Source organism: Microbulbifer variabilis (genome assembly GCF_052468405.1).
The window spans coordinates 2,972,762-2,990,876 of the sequence record NZ_CP174343.1; the positions used below are offsets into that span (position 1 = coordinate 2,972,762).

At 45.6% G+C, this 18,115-nt stretch carries 15 protein-coding genes; 7 read left to right on the plus strand and 8 right to left on the minus strand.

The window, feature by feature from the left end; all coding sequences use genetic code 11:
* Nucleotides 1-106 precede the first annotated feature (106 nt).
* Entirely contained in the window at nt 107-493 is a 387-nt protein-coding gene (locus tag ACJJJB_RS13635) for a DUF2750 domain-containing protein (RefSeq protein ID WP_445365047.1), read from the plus strand.
* A gap of 684 nt (nt 494-1,177) precedes the next feature.
* Here the strand turns inward: ACJJJB_RS13635 and ACJJJB_RS13640 are convergent.
* Nucleotides 1,178-1,708: a redoxin domain-containing protein gene (locus tag ACJJJB_RS13640; protein ID WP_445365048.1), complete on the minus strand. Its 531-nt coding sequence runs from the start codon at nt 1,706-1,708 to the stop codon at nt 1,178-1,180.
* 72 nt (nt 1,709-1,780) lie between these two features.
* Between ACJJJB_RS13640 and ACJJJB_RS13645 the strand changes: the two genes are divergently transcribed.
* Complete coding sequence (locus tag ACJJJB_RS13645) at nt 1,781-2,695, plus strand: alpha/beta hydrolase (RefSeq protein WP_444946296.1); 915 nt, start codon at nt 1,781-1,783, stop codon at nt 2,693-2,695.
* Between the two features lie 85 nt (nt 2,696-2,780).
* On the opposite strand, the gene ACJJJB_RS13650 is transcribed toward ACJJJB_RS13645, so the two are convergent.
* Both ACJJJB_RS13650 and ACJJJB_RS13655 read right to left on the minus strand, forming a co-directional pair.
* Nucleotides 2,781-3,998 (minus strand): hypothetical protein, encoded by a 1,218-nt coding sequence (locus tag ACJJJB_RS13650; RefSeq protein WP_282952711.1) that lies wholly within the window; start codon nt 3,996-3,998, stop codon nt 2,781-2,783.
* A gap of 418 nt (nt 3,999-4,416) precedes the next feature.
* Nucleotides 4,417-6,606, minus strand: a complete 2,190-nt coding sequence (locus ACJJJB_RS13655; RefSeq protein WP_445365049.1) for a hypothetical protein — start codon at nt 6,604-6,606, stop codon at nt 4,417-4,419.
* 494 nt (nt 6,607-7,100) lie between these two features.
* On the opposite strand from ACJJJB_RS13655, the gene ACJJJB_RS13660 reads away from it, so the two are divergent.
* Nucleotides 7,101-7,868, plus strand: coding sequence for an SIMPL domain-containing protein (locus ACJJJB_RS13660; protein ID WP_020412704.1), 768 nt, complete (start codon nt 7,101-7,103; stop codon nt 7,866-7,868).
* A gap of 85 nt (nt 7,869-7,953) precedes the next feature.
* Here ACJJJB_RS13660 and ACJJJB_RS13665 read toward each other — a convergent pair whose 3' ends face one another.
* Nucleotides 7,954-8,622: a DNA-3-methyladenine glycosylase I gene (locus ACJJJB_RS13665; RefSeq protein ID WP_444946294.1), complete on the minus strand. Its 669-nt coding sequence runs from the start codon at nt 8,620-8,622 to the stop codon at nt 7,954-7,956.
* 226 nt (nt 8,623-8,848) lie between these two features.
* On the opposite strand from ACJJJB_RS13665, the gene ACJJJB_RS13670 reads away from it, so the two are divergent.
* Entirely contained in the window at nt 8,849-10,306 is a 1,458-nt protein-coding gene (locus ACJJJB_RS13670) for an amidohydrolase (protein ID WP_445365050.1), read from the plus strand.
* A gap of 134 nt (nt 10,307-10,440) precedes the next feature.
* On the opposite strand, the gene ACJJJB_RS13675 is transcribed toward ACJJJB_RS13670, so the two are convergent.
* Together ACJJJB_RS13675 and ACJJJB_RS13680 are read right to left on the minus strand one after the other, a co-directional pair.
* Entirely contained in the window at nt 10,441-12,624 is a 2,184-nt protein-coding gene (locus ACJJJB_RS13675; protein WP_445365051.1) for a S9 family peptidase, read from the minus strand.
* 79 nt (nt 12,625-12,703) lie between these two features.
* Nucleotides 12,704-14,080, minus strand: coding sequence for an SLC13 family permease (locus ACJJJB_RS13680; RefSeq protein WP_020412700.1), 1,377 nt, complete (start codon nt 14,078-14,080; stop codon nt 12,704-12,706).
* Between the two features lie 452 nt (nt 14,081-14,532).
* Between ACJJJB_RS13680 and ACJJJB_RS13685 the strand changes: the two genes are divergently transcribed.
* The 3 genes from ACJJJB_RS13685 to ACJJJB_RS13695 all read left to right on the plus strand — a co-directional run bounded on the left by ACJJJB_RS13685 (nt 14,533) and on the right by ACJJJB_RS13695 (nt 16,553).
* The gene (locus tag ACJJJB_RS13685) at nt 14,533-15,207 is read left to right on the plus strand and encodes an outer membrane beta-barrel protein (protein ID WP_445365052.1); all 675 of its coding nucleotides are present in this window, start codon (nt 14,533-14,535) and stop codon (nt 15,205-15,207) included.
* Nucleotides 15,208-15,393: 186 nt separating this feature from the next.
* The gene (locus tag ACJJJB_RS13690; protein ID WP_020412698.1) at nt 15,394-15,993 is read left to right on the plus strand and encodes an SLATT domain-containing protein; all 600 of its coding nucleotides are present in this window, start codon (nt 15,394-15,396) and stop codon (nt 15,991-15,993) included.
* A 41-nt stretch (nt 15,994-16,034) separates the two neighbouring features.
* Nucleotides 16,035-16,553 carry a TrmH family RNA methyltransferase gene (locus ACJJJB_RS13695; protein ID WP_445365053.1) on the plus strand — a complete coding sequence of 173 codons (519 nt, stop codon included), beginning with the start codon at nt 16,035-16,037 and terminating at the stop codon, nt 16,551-16,553.
* Between the two features lie 81 nt (nt 16,554-16,634).
* Here the strand turns inward: ACJJJB_RS13695 and ACJJJB_RS13700 are convergent, their stop codons facing one another.
* Complete coding sequence (locus ACJJJB_RS13700) at nt 16,635-17,516, minus strand: aldo/keto reductase (RefSeq protein WP_020412696.1); 882 nt, start codon at nt 17,514-17,516, stop codon at nt 16,635-16,637.
* A 206-nt stretch (nt 17,517-17,722) separates the two neighbouring features.
* Nucleotides 17,723-18,046: a TfoX/Sxy family protein gene (locus ACJJJB_RS13705; protein ID WP_020412695.1), complete on the minus strand. Its 324-nt coding sequence runs from the start codon at nt 18,044-18,046 to the stop codon at nt 17,723-17,725.
* Between the last annotated feature and the right edge of the window lie 69 nt (nt 18,047-18,115).

Genomic DNA, 18,115 nt, shown 5'->3' on the forward strand with positions numbered 1-18,115 from the left:
AAGATTCAAAATTGGCGCATAATAACTCATACTAGCTGCACTCAACCCCCAAGAAGACGCTGTCTGTCGTAGCCGCCCGTCTTAAATTTATGATTGTGAATTCTCTATGAACACCCTTGATTTGAACGATATTGCTACCTTGAGCTGTGAAGATCGCTATGAGTATTTCCTGAGCATAGCCGGAGAAGAGCGGGAGATCTGGATACTGATCGATAGCCAAAATTGCTTTCTTAAAATACACACCGATGAAGACGGTGGCTTTGAATATCTACCAGTATGGCCAAGCGCTGAATTTGCCCAAGCCTATGCTGAGAATGAAGCAGGCCTCACCCCTAAAAGTATTCCCTTACCACAGTTTTTAAAGAAGTGGCTTTCCGGCTTAAAAGGTGACGGCATTGAAATAGGTGTGTTTCCTGCGTCGGATAAAAGCGTATGGATTACTAACTCAGAGGAGCTAGAGGTCGATCTGCGGGAAGAACTGAACAACTTCTAAATGAGCCATTCATATTGAAGCTATCGTTTCAAGAATCTGACAAAGAAGCTTAATTCCATTGAATAAAAGTAAGATAACAGGCTAAACACCTGTTTTCTTGCTTAGGAAATAGACATTTACAGATTCGCCGCCTGATATTTATATATACGATTCACTTGAGACGCTGCAATGAAAATCAGGAATGAAATAAGTTTCGACACCACCAAAAACCAAAAGGCGTAGAAAGATATAAAAATCGGCTTTGCTCACTCATAGCAGCGCAGTCGCCAGCGCAAAGAATTCGGCAAAGCAAATAGTATTCGGCTAGATAACTTTTACGTCATCCAAACCTCCCCACAAGTCGACATCCGAATTCAAAGTAAAATCCACAACTCCCCCTCTAGAGAGCAGATAGATATTAACTCCCTGATCCAGAGACCACCAATCATGTAGGGTAACCAACGCTTTATCGAGAAATTGATACTGAGTAATAATCTCTCTACCATAAACAGATATAGTTTTTTGTTAAGGCCATCAATAAATATAAATTTTCTACTAGCAATTAGAGTAAGCTTGGAATCATTAACTTTAGATAGCAAAGCGTTCATCACTACCCTCCCCCCTTAAATTCAAGACCTCTAACTTTACTATGAACTTTTAATCCAAAAAGCAGTCTCCCCAAATTAGCTGTGTATTTAAAAACTCCTAATATGTTCCCCTAATTGGGTAATGATTATCAGGATTTCGAATAAACTCGATACCCACCAATAGCGTTTGCAAGTCAGGCCTTGCAAAAGGTGCATTGGAAATATCGACTATTTGCAGCCTTCCTGATTCGTTGATGACAAAAACACCCGGTTCAGCAAAGGACCTGTCTGTTTCTTCTGGGGAGCGGGGTTTTGAAATATAGAGCCCAAGCTGCTGCATTTGGGGTATTGATAAACCGTAACCGATAGTAAATCCCGGCTGAATTGTTTCCATATGCAGAGAAGCTTTTTCCTCGGTATCGGCAGAGACAGCAACCACGTCAATACCCTCCGCATGATAGCGGGGTAGTAGCACACTCAATACACGCAAATACTTGGTACAAAGAGGGCAGTGCTTACCTTGGTAAGCGACTACCATCTGCCAATGAAAACTACCGTCGGGCTTCCCCAGCACCAACTCACCTCCGCCAAGTCGCTGTACCTTTATGGAAGGGAAATCTCTACCAGAAGCAAGCTTTATATTGCTCATTAGCACCCCACTTGAGAATATAAGTAGAGACCTAGTCAACCAATGAATCCCACCGTTAGTATAGGAGACTCGATGAAAAAGCCCCTTATTCGTTTTCTATCAACGCTACTAGCAACCGGACTGCTAAGTGGCTGCCCTGCTAACCACCAAAGTAACTCTTCTCCTGAAAATCATTCCCAACCACTCGAGTTTTTGCCTGCCCTGAAAGGGGACTACTTTAAGTTGGATTCAACGATTATTGGGCGCCCCTACCATATCTATACTCGCCTGCCTGAGGGCTACAATTCAAACGAGGATACAACTTACCCGGTAATTTATCTCCTCGATGGGGATTCCCTGTTCCCAATTTTGGCTACTAATCACCTGTTTATGCATTACGACGATTACGCCCCCGAGGCGATTATCGTAGGTATTGCATACGGCTCATTTAAACCCGAGATCAATCATCGCAGTTTTGACTTTTCGCTACCCAGTGACAGTGACACACTTAAGTACGGCGGTGCAGCACAGTTTCTCAACTTTCTAGAGCAGGAGCTCTTGCCAGCAGTTGAAAGCCGCTACGCAATAGACCCTCAGCAACGGGTTCTCTTCGGTCAAAGCCGCGGGGGGCATTTTGTACTGTACACGGCCTTTACTAAGCCCGACTTATTTCAAGGCTTGATAGCTAGTAACGCCACCTTTCTTCCACAGCAGGAGTTTTTCCATAGGGAACCTGTACAAGCGACAAGAGAGGATCTGACTCTGGTAGTAACCAGTGGCTCTAAAGACATGCCAAACCTACGCAATGATGCACTCTCCTGGCATAAGCACTGGAAAGAACGAGAGAACACTCCCTGGCGCATTGCATTTACAACGATTCCGGGCGGTACCCATGCGGCAAACAGTACTGACAGTTACCGTTTCGGCATCCATGAGATTTTTGCGGAAGAGATCGAAGTATCTCGTATGAAAGCAGAGAACAATTTACAAGTGGCAGAGGATCACTAGAGCTAAAAATTAATAGCAGTAAATATGTGATTCCCGCAAACTAAAAAGCCCGCTTAAAAGCGGGCTTTTTAAAACGATGAGCTAATTACTCTGTACAGGCAGCAATACGACCAGCCGTATTTTTACCGGCACCACAGTTCAGGCCACCGGGGATACCAGTGTAGTCTGGGGCCATAATACCGCCGTTACGCTGAGCATCATGGTCAGTATAGAGGCTCGCCAGGTTATAAGAGCGTGCAGTACCTTTGTGATCATTATCACAGGAGAAGATCGCGCTACCGTATGCGATACCCAGGAAGGTTTTGTATTCTTTTAGGTTTGAGTAGAGGTTGCGCTTCCCTGAGCCAGAACAGTTCATCTGAGACGCCAGGTTAATATAACCGTCGTCTTCACCGCCCAACAACAGGGAACTTGCAGTTGCAATGCCAGGAAAGCCCGCATAACCGCCAATGGTATAAACCGGTGCAGCCAAATTTGTACCTACATAGTTACGCACCGCATAAACATCATTTGTCTGCAGATAGCGCACCGCTGAGCACTCTCGACCTATAAACAGATCATTGACCACGCTTTCGATCCAACTACCGTTACACAGCCGATCGACAAATTCTGTGCCGGTAATAGCACCACCAGTAGTGAAAATTGCAGCAATACCACTAATCGCTTTATTAAAGTCAACCTCAACCGCATAACGGTCATCTAAACCAGCTACGTTATAGGTCTTGGTTTCGGTTTTACATCTCTTCCAGAACCATCTGCCAGTACAAACCTTTGAGCTTTCAGTAACAGTATTTGTGTCAAACTGGTTATAAGCGCGATTGTAGTAAGGAGATCCGGGTACAGCATTGCCGGTGAGGTACATCATTTGCGCCGCACCCTGGCTATGAGCAATCACCCAAAAGGTATCATCGGCTTCACACTGATTATCATGCTGGTATCCATCTCCCTTACCACTGCGAATATCAATGATCTGCCGGGCAATCTCACCTGCTGTACCATCATGCCAATAGGGCATTTCACCCTCATCGGTGGAGTTATATCCAACTACTCCGTAGTTGCCACCGTTCATGCGCAACTGCTGGATAAAATTACTACCATTGTATTTATCAAAGAAGGCCTCGCTCCAATAATCCAGGGCTGGCTGTTCCAGCTTACCTTGAGAATCAGTGCGCTGTTTAATATGCCCTTCGGTACCATGACCATGGACGAGAATATAGCAGTTGTCAGCTGCTGCAAAAGCTGACGCCATGAGCCCAGCAAGTGCAAGAGAGAGACTTACACCCAATCGTTTGTAGAATGTCATTGTTGTATCCTTATATTTTTTCCCAGCCCCACTTCACACTTCCAAAAAATTATTTTTATTGGCCGGAATACTATTTTTGGACTGGCAAACTTATCTGGAGAAGATATTGCGGTAATAGGACTTCAAGCGCCAAACGAGAACCCGGAGCGACATGCTTGCAGACCAGTTAGTCAGAAGGCAAGAATTCAGGCAGTTAACCAAATATATTTTAAAAAACTTATAAATCTTGACCAAAGCCCTGGTAAATCAAACAGACCGCACAGGAAGAACCCCACATCTGGATAGATTTTTTGTCCAAATTTTAACCAGGCCGAAAAATAGCAAATGTGAAAAAGGGGGCTTCCCCCCCTTTTTAGTCAACAAACCCTCTATAAAAAGCGCGCAGAAAATTAAAACTGCTGATCAAATTACAATCGAATTAGTTAACGCTTTTTGAGTGATAAATCATCGCCTGCCACGTATTCTGCTGACCACCACCATAGTTTTCAAAAGTTGGGTTCTTGATGTAACTCCAAGCTACCTTGCCACCACCCATATACATAGGCTCATCCAATCCACCCCAACCATGATTAGGCAACTGAATCGGCCCTTCAAGAACATTCAAGTCCGCATCAATTTCCATCACATAGTAGGCCTTGGGAACCAAGAGACGTAATGACTTTGGGCTATAAATTCGATCAAAGGGTAAGTTATCCGAGATACACTGGAACTTGGCATATCCGAATAAATAACGACCATTTTTTAAGTCAACTAACTGAGGATCACTAACCTGGCAATCATTATCCTCTACCAGCCACTTAAAGCCTTGCCCACTAATGCTTCCACTACCATTGACCTTAGCAATACCAATGCGTGTCAGAGAGGAAGGATCCAGAGCATCTCCTGAATAAAGTCCTTGACGCTCAATTGAAGGAAACTGGGCTTTCTCTGGGTACCAATAATTGTAAGACATATAAGAGAGGAAGCAGTTATTTTCATCATAATCTGAACACTCCTCGTCAAATGGCCCCTCTTTGCTAGGGTCTACACCCACTTCATCTTGTAGAAACCGATCCATATCGGCATCAGCAATAAATTTTGGAGAGACAATTAATGACAAATTAGTATCTGCATCCAGGGGCACAACAGTATGCCCTCCACCATTGGAGACCATTGCCGCGGTTGAAGGTACAAAATGGTTAAAATAGCCTTCAGAACTCGAACTTGAGGTTTCCATTTTAATCGCGATAGTTCCAAGCTGACCGTGAGTGCTGCCAATCCAGTCATTCCAGTCGCTAGTGCATAGAGCCCCATATTTCTCATTATCGGGATTATAGAATGCCCGGATATTGACAACATGGCCATCGCCACAAGCCCAATACCAACCGCGATTATCCGAACCACTCATATTCAGCGACCAATCATTTCGATTGATAACCGTTAAGCCCGCAGAATAATGTGAGTCCCCTTCATTATCGAATACACGGGCTGAGGCCGAAAAAGCATAGCTAGACCTCCCCTGGCTATCTGTATCCACGTAAACCAATTCTTCTGTTCCCACATGAGATCCGCCATGCATTTTATTTACTACATAAGCATCGGGCGTTTCACTCAGAGCTTCGCTCTCCCACTCCAGCAGCCATATCTGATCATTATATTTGTAACCATTGTCACGAATATGTTGTAAAAGAGCATCGTGATCGGCAGAGGATAAATTATCTATGATATATTCCATTTCCTCCTGCATTTCAGCACCTTTAATGGTAGTAAAGGAAGGTGATTCACCGAAATCAGTATCAGGGAACGTGCTTTTCAAACCGGGGAGAAAATCATCAAATTTTAATGTCGGGTGCTCAGTGAAGAAATCAATGAATTTTCCATGATTAGTGGCCACCATTAAGCCAATTTCATTACTTATTCGTGCTTCAATTTTGTCAATATTATCTTCCATTGTCATCCAACCGCTACCATACTGCTCCACAAGGTCCCCTTGAACCTCGTAGCGTTCATGCGCCTGGTAATCTGTATTACAAAGTACTGCCACTCGGGAGCAATCTTTGCTCGCGGCAATACCATGGGATTCATGGCATTGTTTTAAAATTGTCGCATTGCCTGTCTGGTCGAAGCTGGAGGTTTCGGGGTTATATTTTAGTTCATACACGGAACCATAGGTGGTATCGTCAGCGCTGGTCCCCTCAGATAAAGTTGTTGAGACAAACATTCGGGGAATCTCGGTGTCCGTCGCACAGGTAGCTACATAGTTACGAATAGGGATATCAATGTCATTTTCATTCTGCTCACCATCTGTCCGAGCAATATAGTGAGCCATTTGATAGACTTCTTTGGCGTTATTCATTGCATCAGGCAAGGTCACATCCACAGCTGTCAAAGTGGCAAATCCAAGCTCAGTGACTTCTACATCACCGACCATCACTGAAGTACCGACATTATCTGATATTGGCGTATCACCTGCGCCTCCTTGCCCATTTCCGGAACCCTGTCCACTACCACCATCTCCTGCAGGTTGGTCAGTATCAGAAGATGAGTCTCCCCCGCCACCCCCACCACAGGCGGTCAGAAGTGTTGCCAAGGTAACTGCAAGTAATTTCTTGTTAAATAATGTTCCCATGAGTTCTGCTCTTCCAGAAAGTCGCTACAAATATAGTTATTGGCTGGGCCTAGCCAGGTTGTCCCACCTAGAAACAACGGCCGACCTTAAAGGCTATGCAATCGATTTTCTGCGAAGTAGCTAAAGCAAAAAGTGACTACTGGTTCAAAGTAAGCCTGAGGAATAAATATGCATAGGATAAAAACCTGGAAAAAGTATAGATAAAAGCTTTTATATAGATGAAATTAGCCAGAAAAATTCCCTAAAAAGACTTTCCTAAGCCCCCGGGCGACCCAAAGTCATCTAGAAAAGTTATTTGATAAAAATCAGAATTTATTTCCCCAGAACGCCTAACACTCAACTTGTCACACTTTGGCAATTTAAATCAGTTTTTAGTGATTTTGGTCACTTATGACTAATTAATGACCTCGGAGGGGTTTGCAAATATAATTACAACTTCAGCTAATTTTTAATATAAGCCCACCAACAACGACTTTTCAAAGTGAGAAATCAAAATGAACAGGATGCTACTGTTATTTACCTTTCTTCTATCCAATATCTGCGTAGCAGAACCAGAGATAAAGGGTTCTCCCCAAGAATTACGCGGAATCCTATATCCTGCAGACAATATTGTCACAATCCGTGGTAGCGCTGAAGAAACCGCTTATTCTGACCGTGCCATCATCAGCTTAGTCGTTACTACCGAAGAAGAACAATTATCAGATGCCATCACAGCAAATCACTCTCTTCGTACAAAGCTACGACAGAGCCTCATTACAACAGGCATTGATCAAGATAAAATCAAGAACTCCAGATTTTCTTCTTCTCCACAATTTGGCTGGCTAGGCAAAAGGCCTAACAGCTACAAAGTAATGAATCGAGTAGCAATTACAATAGAGGGAGAAGATCAGCTACAAGCTGTCGCCCGGCTCGCAGATCAAAATAAAGAGGTTATGATTGTAAACACTGCATTTGAGCATTCAAAAGAGAGGCAGACCAACAAAGAGGTACAGTCTCAAGCCCTACAAAATATTTTACAACAGAAAACCGACTATGAGATGGCTTTGGGTGTAAAACTAATACCCGTCGGCATTCGGAAAAATAACACGTACTTTCGAGCCACCGGTGGTGCCATGGCTATTGAGGAAGTCGTAGTCACTGGCTCCAGAGTACAACAGGATGACCTTTACTCTTTCGAGCAGGAACCTTCCTTTGATGAGATTCTATATGAAGCAGATCTTGCAGTAGATTTTAGAATTCAGTCTGAGTCCAGAACCCAATAAATCAGCCTTTGAATAAGGGCTTGACTTCGGTATCTGAATGAAGCGCTGGATAGCTATCACCACCCCCTATCCAGCACCCCTAAACTCACCCTACAGATAGTGACAATATCTGGCTAATTTCATTCAAACTGCGATTGGATTGCATTTGCCAGGTTTCAATTGCTTCTTGCAATGCTGCCCAGTCCTTTTTTGAAGAGGGAGATTTATCCACTACTCCCTCCCTGACAAGCGCCCTTATGGTATCGCTAGCAAAAACCAGAGTATCTACCCCCATTCGGCGTAAGAATACTTGAGCAGTTTTACCTCCCAACCTATCTCCGCCCCTGCGCAGATACTTTAGATTCTCTATATAATTAGCTGTATTCCAGCTGGAAAAATAGCTTCCCAGACTGCCGTGCTTATTAGACAGCTGCCAAAAAAAATCTGCATTCCTTGGTATCGATCGTGTTTTCGTCCAATGCTTTATCATTCCCTCCTGGTGCATCAGGTCATCAAGTACCTCTTCCGGCAAGTACCGGCAAAAAGATAGGTCAAACCCATGAAAGATATTCTCAATACCTGGCCATTTTTTCTCCACCACCTTCCAGCTAAATCCCGCCTGAAAAACAGCCCTTGAGGCGGCAGATAGCCACTGACTATTGGGAATAGACTGGATCTGCTCCGCCGCCTTGGGTTTTGTCAATCTTGCTTCAAGGCCTGCCTCTCCTCCAAATCTATCAATTACCGGAGCCTCAATATCTAAAAAATTACGCATGTAAAAATACTCCGTAAAAATTCATACCGACTTATATCAGCCTAAAGCAAGGACGACTAGTAAAATGACAAGAGACTTTTAAATAGGGACTCACTCCCAGCCTGATTTCTGGTGAGTAAATTAGGACTCACCTGAGTAATGAAAACAGAGAAAAACTCTCCCCAAACTGATACTTTGTATACACCTACTTTCTTGAATATCTATTTTATAACAGCAGGAGTTCCATATGGTCCGACGTACACTCCCCGCCCTTATTTTTGCTATCTCAGTTGCTACAGCAGATGCTTCAGGGCCTGAATCACTACCAGAGGATGCTAGTTGGGTTAGCAGCCAATCTGAACAGATGAAATCCCAGGCTATTGAACTCGCTGATCACCTGTGGAGTTTGGCCGAGGTAGGTTATCAGGAAACCCTCAGCAGTGCGGCCATCCAAGCTCAGTTGAAAGCTGCGGGTTTCAGGATCGAAGAGGGTATCGCAGACATACCCACTGCTTTCGTCGCCACCTTTAAAAAGGGACGAGGAGGACCAACCATTGGACTACTGGCAGAAATGGATGCGCTACCCGGAGTCTCCCAAAAAGCGGTGCCCTACCATAGCCCGATTGAGAAGCAGAACGCTGGGCACGCCTGTGGACATCACTTGTTTGGCGCTGGATCAACAACAGCAGCGGTTATGCTCAGTCGTTGGTTACAGGAAACTGACACGGACGGTGAGATTCGCCTGTATGGTACGCCAGCTGAGGAGGGAGGCTCTGGCAAGGTCTATATGGTAAGAGCTGGCGCTTTTGAAGATACCGACATAGTTCTACAGTGGCACCCGGGTGACCAAAATGAAGCTCACCCACAATCCAGCCTGGCAAACAAGTCTGCAAAATTTCGTTTCAAGGGTATTGCCAGCCATGCAGCCGCTGCACCTGAACATGGCCGCTCCGCTTTGGACGGCGTCGAGGCTATGAACTTCATGGTAAACATGTTGCGTGAACATGTACCAGACAGCACCCGCATTCATTATGTAATTACAAATGGTGGAATGGCACCCAATGTCGTTCCAGCCAATGCAGAGGTCTTTTACTATGTACGTGATCGCAGTGCTGCAGACCTAGAGCCAGTATGGTCACGCGTGGAAGAGATAGCGCGCTCTGCCGCCCAAGGCACAGGTACTGAAGTGGAGTGGGAGGTAATTCATGGTAACCATAGTCTTCTACCAAACCAAACGCTGAATCGCCTTATCGATTCCAGTATGCGGCAATTTGGCGGTATCCAGTACTCAACCGATGAATTGGAATTTGCCAAGAACCTGGAGGGACTTACTCACCGCCCCGGTCGTCAAATCGGTGACCAAGAAAACATTGTCGACTATAACCCTAGCGAGGCCCCCTTCCCCGGCTCCACCGATGTGGGGGACGTAAGTTGGAATGTGCCTACAGGCGGTTTTACCACCGCAACCTGGGTTCCGGGCACATCAGCCCATACCTGGCAGGCCGTAGCGGCAGGAGGGACAAGTATTGGTCACAAAGGGATGCTTTTAGCTGCAGAAACCCTGGCACTCACTGGAATTCAATTACTGAAGTACCCTGAACTGGTGGAACAGGCTAAGCAAGAGTTCAGCCAAAAGCGTGGAGAGAGCTTTGAGTACATCCCCCTTCTCGGCAATCGCAAGCCACCGCTTGACTACCGCAAATAAGTAAATTTCACTCTCTCTTGAATTAGAAAAGGGAAGCAAGCCTACCAAAAGCTTTGCCTCCCTTATTTCCAAGCTGCAACTTTCGCTACATCCTCAAAGTGGAGAAGTGCGCGTTTCTTAAAGTGAGACTCCAGTTACTCTGCAGGTACAGCAACTGCCTCCTGCCCGATGAGATCCAGATAAAAGGCATACTGCAAAGCAGTTTCATGGTAACGGCGAAAGCGACCGGAAGAGCCGCCATGTCCGGCCTCCATATTTACATTGAACAGCAGCCGGTTTTTATCAGTTTTAAACTCACGTAACTTAGCCACCCACTTCATAGGCTCAAAATACTGTACCTGGGAGTCATGCAGGCCAGTAGTTACAAGCAGATTGGGATAGTCTTGTGCCTTCACCTGATCGTAGGGTGAATATGACAGCATATATTCATAGCTATCTTTATTATTCGGGTTTCCCCATTCATCATATTCGTTGACTGTCAGAGGAATAGACTCATCCAGCATAGTGGTCACAACATCGACAAATGGTACTGCCGCAGTCACTCCCCGATATAACTCCGGAGACATATTCACGACGGCCCCCATTAACAGACCACCGGCACTACCGCCTGAAGCGAATATCTTATCTGGAGCGCCATACTTCATCTTAGTAAGGCCTTTGGTTACATCGATAAAGTCCGTAAAAGTGTTCTTCTTATTGAACATCTTTCCATCTTCATACCAAGCCCGCCCCAATTTTTGGCCGCCGCGAATATGAGCAATCGCAAATACAAAGCCGCGATCAAGCAGTGAAATCACAGAAGAGCGGAACCAGGGGTCCACCGTACTACCATAGGAGCCATAAGCGTACTGCAGTAAAGGGTTAGAACCATCCTGCCGGAATTTATCTTTCCGATACACAAGAGATACCGGCACTTTTACCCCATCGCGGGCAGTAATCAGAATGCCTTCACTTTGATAGTGCTCTGGATCAAAGCCACCAGGAACTATATCTTGCTTAAGCAGCTCCAGATTACCGGTATCTAGCTCGGCCTCATAAACACTATTTGGTGTCGTCAAACTCGAATAAGATACCCGTACGCTATTAGAATCCAGGTTGGGGTTCGCGCTCAGGCCCAATCTATATACTGGATCATTAAAACCTACCTGAATATCTTTATTGTTCTCGAGATTGATAATCCTAAGACCCGTTTGACCAGCTTTTCGCTCTATCACAGCAAGGTGATGGTTAAATAAGGTGAAATCTTCCAATAAAACATCGTTGTTGTGTGGTATCACCTCCTGCCACTTAGACTTATCTGCAGCATCTGCCAGTGCAGCTTTCATCAAGCGGAAGTTTTCAGCTTGCCAATTGGTCAGGATATAAAATTCATCTCCCAGCTTTAGAGCTGAATATTCATGATCCTCTTCGCGGGGATGCAAAGGTGAAAAGTCAGTGAGCGGGGCGTTAGCATCCAGGATTGACTGGCCACTGCTGGTTGTGGAACTGTGGTGAATCCTCACCAGCTCCCCATCTCTTGATTTGGAAATCCAAGTATAAAATGCTTTGTCACGCTCTTCATAAACAACGACATCTTCACTTTGCGGCGTCCCTAACTTATGGCGCATTACCTGATAACCAAGCAAGGTCTGGCGGTCTTTATTAATGTAGAAAACTGTCTGGTTATCGTTAGCCCAAACAGCTACCGGGGAGGCATTCTCCAACTTATCAGGCAGCAATTCCCCAGTTTTCAGATCTTTGAAACGAATAGTGTAAACACGACGCCCTACATTATCCTCCGGATATGCCAACAACCTATTGCTGGGAGACACCCCTAGGCGCCCAACACTGAAATAACCTGAATCTTTCGCCAGTTGGTTGACATCCAGCATCACCTCCTCAGCAGCTTCCAGGCTACCTTTACGGCGTGCATGAATAGCATATTCTTTTTCCGGCAGGTAACGGGTGTAATACCAGTATCCATTGTGGTACACAGGTACAGTTGATTTATCCTTCTCCAGTCGCCCCGTCATTTCCTCAAAGAGTAGTTCCTGCAACTCTTTAGTGTGGCGCATAACAGTATCAGTATAAGTATTTTCCGCCTCAAGATGCGCGATGACTTCTGGAGCCTTGCGTTCATCATCGCGCATCCAATAGTAGTTATCTATACGCTCATGACCGTGCACAATCATCTTATGAGGCACTTTTTTAGCAACTGGAGCCGATGGCTGCTCAGAAGGTGTTATTGCATCTAAATTAGCGTTAGCTGTCTCATCACTGGACTTGCCACAAGCGGCAAGGCCCAGGGCGAGTACTAACGTCGCGGTGGTGGTTTTCATTGATTCTTATTCCTCTACAGTTCCATTTTCTTATTCAAAATACATGACCAGACGATCAAAAAAGCAACTGCCAGCCGCTCTATGCCAATATCAATCCACACATCCCCGCAATAATGAGTGAAGCGGTCACGCTCAGCACTGCACCCTCCCGCACCATATCCTGCATACGCACCTTTCCTGTGCCATAGGCAATGGCATTAGGCGCCGTGGCAACTGGCAGCATAAAAGCACAACTTGCGCTCATAGCGGCGGGAATCATCAACACCATGGGATCGAAACCTGCGGAGGTGGCCGCTACAGCGAGGATCGGCATTAGTAAAGTCGCCGTAGCTGTATTACTGGTAATCTCTGTCAGGAAAGTAACCCCAAGACACAAAATAACCAACATCAACCACAGCGGCATTGCAGTCAGGAATGAGAGCCCATTCCCAAGCATGTCGCTCAACCCTGAGGCAGTAAAGCCCTTGGCAAGGGCAATACCACCAGCAAAAAGCAGTAGCATTCCCCACGGGATTGTCTCAGCAGTCTGCCAATCCAGCAGACGCCCCCCTTTGCCATTCGGTACCATAAACATGGCTACCACTGCCGCGAGGGCGACCGTACTATCCCCGGCAGCCCCAATTCCCAGCCAATCACTCCAGCCACCAAATGGTGCGTTGCGCGTAACCCAAAAAAAGATTGCCACTCCAAAAACTATCAGTGTGCGCTTTTCTTCAGCCCGCCACTCTCCAATCACCGGCGGTTCAATTTTATTTTTCAGATGCACATTACGGGTTAGCCAAAGAGCCATTATTGGTAAAGTTACCAGGGCAACCGGCACTCCCACCTTCATCCAACCCAAGAAACTGAATTCCCTGCCAGTCACCTCTTCATAGATTCCCATAAAAATCACATTAGGGGGGGTCCCAAGGGGCGTGCCCACCCCCCCGAGGCTGGCTGCGTAAGCGATACCAAGGATTAATGCGATAGTAAGACGTTCATTTTTTATGCGGGAGAGGATTGCCAAAGCAATGGGTAACATCATTAGGGTTGTGGCAGTGTTGGAAATCCACATGCTGAGGAACCCGGCAGCCAGCATAAAACCCAAAACCAAGCGCCGGCCACTGGAGACCCCAAAGAGACGCAGCATATAGAGGGCAAGGCGCTCATGGGCACCACTCTTTTCCAGGGCCTTCGATAAAATAAATGCGCCCATCAGCAGTAATATCACATGACTGCCCAAAGAGGCTGCTACCATTTTGTGGTCTGCAACTCCAAATAAGGGCAAAAGCACAAAAGGTACCAAAGACGTGGCGGGAATAGGCAGGGCCTCAGTAATCCACCAGATTACCGTCAGCAACGTAATTGCTGCGGTAACTGCAGGCAGATACTGCATCCCTACCATGGATAAAAAGAAGTAGAAAGCCACTGCCAACAATGGCCCCAAAACTATGAAGCGCTGCCGCGCAATCGACATACCTGCCCCCAAAATGCGTAAGGGTAAATTTGTTATTGGTTTATCTATCCTTTCGGGTAATCAGATTCGGTGTCCTCAGCCCTCCAGGTGGGCACACAAAATACAAGAAAGCAGACACTAAGCGCAGTAGTTTGAGATAAGAAAATCCAAAAGTATCCGCAGTACACAAAACCCTATCAGTCGCTGTTTAAATTTCACTCAATCGATAACAACAATGCCATCAAAAGAGCAAATATTCACTTACCAGGAAAGCCCGACAGGCCTACAAATTGGAAATGAGGCACTTTTAGTAAATCAGGCGCAAATGTACAATAGTGACAATTTATTATTTTGTTATTTTCTTTCCAAGCAAAAGCTAAAGACCTCCACATAAGCCAGGGACCTCAACGAACCCTATTATTTTGTAGGAGGCACTGATTAAAGGCTTGAGCATCTGCTTCTAGAGGTACCCTTTGAAATACACCACTCTTGTTACCCTTATTGCGCTGACCAGCACCGGCGTTTACGCTGAAGAAAAACCTTTCTACTTGAAAGCTTCACTCGGCCATACAGAGTTCGATTCAGAAAGCTCCTACGCACTTAGAGAGAACCTTAGTTCTACAGGTTATGCCTTTATTTTTGGCTACCGGGTAAATAGCTATATTGCTGTTGAGGGGGGTATGACTGATCTGGGAAGTATCCGCAGAGACTATGAATCTAATGTTCACGGCCTCGAATGGTACATTGACGATGATGATTTCATAGTGGAAAACTATGATTACAAAAGTAAACAGGAAGCTGAATATAACTCCTATAGCGTAGGATTAGCTCTCACAGCACCAATTCAGCAAAACCTAAATGCTGGTATTCGCCTTGGTGTTCACCAGTGGTGTGAAAACAATAGCGGCCAAAGTGAGACCTCCGGTACTCTCAACTGGTATAACGGTGATCGTGAGCTGCTGGAGGTAGAACCCTACTATAGGTCTTACAGCTGGGACAATGAAAAGGATAGCGGCAGCAACCCTTACTATGGTGTGGAAGTGAATTGGACCACTGGTGACTGGAGTATTAGCCTGGAGCACACTGTCTACGAGATTCAAGATGATAAAGCCAACTTCTCTGCAGTGGGCGTAACCTATAGTTTCTGATCCCACGCCAAGAGACTGGGGCTTTGTTCGGCAGGTACTCACTTACTGTTTACACGGGGCCCCACACAAAACTTGCCTATAAAACATACACGCCCATAATTCCTCCCCTCCCTTTTCCTGTACATATCATGATTATCCGGCAAACTATCACCCTCAAAGTGAGTGCAAAACAGGCGGAAGGGATTCATGAGTTCGATACCCAATACAGTTGAAGTACTGGATAAATTGCGTTGGAACGCACACCTGTGTAAGCACAGCCACTTCCGGGCCTCTATGAAAGGCCGAAACCTGCACGTGCTCTGCGGTGTACCAATCGTAGTAGTTAACTTGTTCTTAGGCTCCCTGTTCTTTTCCCTGATCAATGCTGAACTGCCTGACTGGACCAAATGGACTGGCGCTGCACTGGCATTAATAGCGGCGCTGCTGGGGGGAATTCAGACTTTTTTCAATTTCAAAAAGAACTACGAAGGTCATCGTCAAGTAGGCAATGAATACCTGGCGATTGCCAGGGAGTGTGAGCGCCTGATAGCACTCTACTTCGACCGCATCCTCGACCTCGAGCACCTTTCCAACAAGGTCTCCGAGCTAAACACCCGCTATAGTGAAATCAATCAAAGAGCCGAAGAGTTTATTGTATCGGACAAAGTCTACCGCCAGGCCATGCAGATCCAAAACCAGAAAGCCAGTCGCGAACCCTCCCTGGTGGAGAGAATGCGTAAGCTGCAGAGTAGATCTCACGTAGAAGCCAAAATAGGCTCACAGACATCAACAATAGAACACCCCTGAAACATTTTAGGGACCTGGCAAAGAACTTCAGCAGTAGTAACATGCAAAAAGAGCACAACGATCATTCACCTGGCAGACATAAGTTTTCTCTCTGCTACCTCGCCACTGACATCCGTACCCCCAGCAACGTGGGGGGGCTCTTTCGCATTGCCGATGCTTTGGGCGTGGAGAAAATTTACCTGGCAGGAAAGAGCCTAGTACCGCCAAACTCCAAGATCCGCAAAGTTTCCCGTTCAACAGAACAGCAGATCCCCTATCAATACGAGAATGATGCCCTAAAAACTGCCCAACGATTGAAAACAGAGGGGTATCAAATTATCTGCCTGGAAATTACATCACATAGTATTGAATTAAGTCATGCCCCAGTTACCGGGGGTGATAAGATCTGTTTGGTTCTAGGTTCGGAGAAAGATGGAATTGGTGAGGAATTATTGAAGATAGCCGATGCAACTGTACATATAGTTATGCAGGGAGTTAACTCCTCAATGAATGTGACATCGGCCTGCGCTATTGCAAGTTATGAAATTCTGCGCAAGATAACTTCTAAACATCAAGATTGAAATGGAGAAATCCAGAAAATTTAATTTAACAAAGAACCTGACATCAAAATCAGTAGAGTTGTAAATTTCTTAAGTTCTCTCTTAATCCGGCACTTTTAAAGTCATATTAATTTTATGTACATAATCCGGGTCACCACCAAAACGTTTATTACAATTCAAGCTGTTTATTACCTGAATATCTGCATTACTCAGATTAAAATCACTCAACAAAAAATTGGTCCTAATATTCTCTAAGGACTCCGATTTGGGCACTACAATACGGTGCTGTTGGATATTCCACTTCAAAATTACCTGTGCAGGCGTAGCTGAATACTTATCGGCGATTTCGGCTATCACCGGATCCACAATTGGCTTTTCAGCAAGAGGCACACCGCTCCAACTTCCCGATCCTAGAGGAGAGCAACAGCCAATAGCAATTTTGTGAAACTGGCAGTAATCGACCAAAGGCTGTTGAGTAAAGTATGGATGCAACTCTATTTGATTAATAACCGGTCGCACTTCAGCAAAGGTCGCAATCTGCTCGATATCCGATTTGCGAAAATTTGATAAGCCCAGCGCCCTTACCTTTTTCTGCTGGTATAATGCCTCCATAGCCTCCCAGGTTTCACGCGTATAAGCGGGAACAGGCCATTGAATCAAATACAAGTCCAGGTATTCAAGCTGCAATCGCTCTAGGCTCCGAGCAAAGGCATCATGGGTTTTTGTCCCACCCTGCTCCGTATCCCAAACTTTACTGGTAATAAAAAGTTCTTCCCTGGGTAGGCCAGACTCCTTTATTGCACGGCCCAATGCCCGCTCATTTCCGCAAATCGAAGCGGTATCAAACAACCGGTAGCCAATAGCGATAGCTTTTAAAATAACATCAGTGACGTACTCATCATCCTGCTGCCAGCTGCCCAGCGCGGACATTCCCATTCCAATCTGGGGAATTTCCACACCATTATTTAATTCGATAAAATACATGATCGATACCCTTAGCGAATACCGCGACCGAGTGTCACAGCAATCTCCTACGGCTTCTATTAAAAGTGCTCGGCGCTGATTGTAGATGGCACAGTGTTTTTTAGCGAGAAGGCTTACTGAGGGGAAATAGCAGATAAAGCTTCAGAACCGGAGTGCAATTGTCGGCTCTTTTTTCTCACCGTTATGCTGGCCTCGCTATGTTAAAATTACTTGGGAGGCAGAGAACCGGCAAACTCGGCACCGCGATTTACCCAGTTATCCAAATCTTCCGCAACGGCATCCTCTTCAACATACACCATACCTTTAAGGGGCCTGCCGGTAAAATCCATTGGCCTGGTATAGCGCTCCGCCAATGCATCCTGGTAATTGTCCGGCCCAACACGAACCATTAGCTCTTCCCCAACTACACCACAAGCCATATTGCCATTTAACATAAATGCCAGGCCACCAAACATCTGTTTCTCACTCAGACCTTGATTTCCCTGCAGTAGGTTGCGCACTTTTTCTGCCAATGTTTCATTGTACGCCATGACAATCTCCTTAATTACTTTTGCTAAATGGGGAAAAATGCTTTGGGTACTGCCGTGATCCGCTCTGGT

Excerpts from the sequence above, each read along its gene's own strand:
- ACJJJB_RS13635 (WP_445365047.1), top strand. The coding sequence starts at position 107 with ATGAACACCCTTGATTTGAACGATATTGCTACCTTGAGCTGTGAAGAT.
- ACJJJB_RS13640 (WP_445365048.1), bottom strand. The coding sequence starts at position 1,708 with ATGAGCAATATAAAGCTTGCTTCTGGTAGAGATTTCCCTTCCATAAAG.
- ACJJJB_RS13645 (WP_444946296.1), top strand. The coding sequence starts at position 1,781 with ATGAAAAAGCCCCTTATTCGTTTTCTATCAACGCTACTAGCAACCGGA.
- ACJJJB_RS13650 (WP_282952711.1), bottom strand. The coding sequence starts at position 3,998 with ATGACATTCTACAAACGATTGGGTGTAAGTCTCTCTCTTGCACTTGCT.
- ACJJJB_RS13655 (WP_445365049.1), bottom strand. The coding sequence starts at position 6,606 with ATGGGAACATTATTTAACAAGAAATTACTTGCAGTTACCTTGGCAACA.
- ACJJJB_RS13660 (WP_020412704.1), top strand. The coding sequence starts at position 7,101 with ATGAACAGGATGCTACTGTTATTTACCTTTCTTCTATCCAATATCTGC.
- ACJJJB_RS13665 (WP_444946294.1), bottom strand. The coding sequence starts at position 8,622 with ATGCGTAATTTTTTAGATATTGAGGCTCCGGTAATTGATAGATTTGGA.
- ACJJJB_RS13670 (WP_445365050.1), top strand. The coding sequence starts at position 8,849 with ATGGTCCGACGTACACTCCCCGCCCTTATTTTTGCTATCTCAGTTGCT.
- ACJJJB_RS13675 (WP_445365051.1), bottom strand. The coding sequence starts at position 12,624 with ATGAAAACCACCACCGCGACGTTAGTACTCGCCCTGGGCCTTGCCGCT.
- ACJJJB_RS13680 (WP_020412700.1), bottom strand. The coding sequence starts at position 14,080 with ATGTCGATTGCGCGGCAGCGCTTCATAGTTTTGGGGCCATTGTTGGCA.
- ACJJJB_RS13690 (WP_020412698.1), top strand. The coding sequence starts at position 15,394 with ATGAGTTCGATACCCAATACAGTTGAAGTACTGGATAAATTGCGTTGG.
- ACJJJB_RS13695 (WP_445365053.1), top strand. The coding sequence starts at position 16,035 with ATGCAAAAAGAGCACAACGATCATTCACCTGGCAGACATAAGTTTTCT.
- ACJJJB_RS13700 (WP_020412696.1), bottom strand. The coding sequence starts at position 17,516 with ATGTATTTTATCGAATTAAATAATGGTGTGGAAATTCCCCAGATTGGA.
- ACJJJB_RS13705 (WP_020412695.1), bottom strand. The coding sequence starts at position 18,046 with ATGGCGTACAATGAAACATTGGCAGAAAAAGTGCGCAACCTACTGCAG.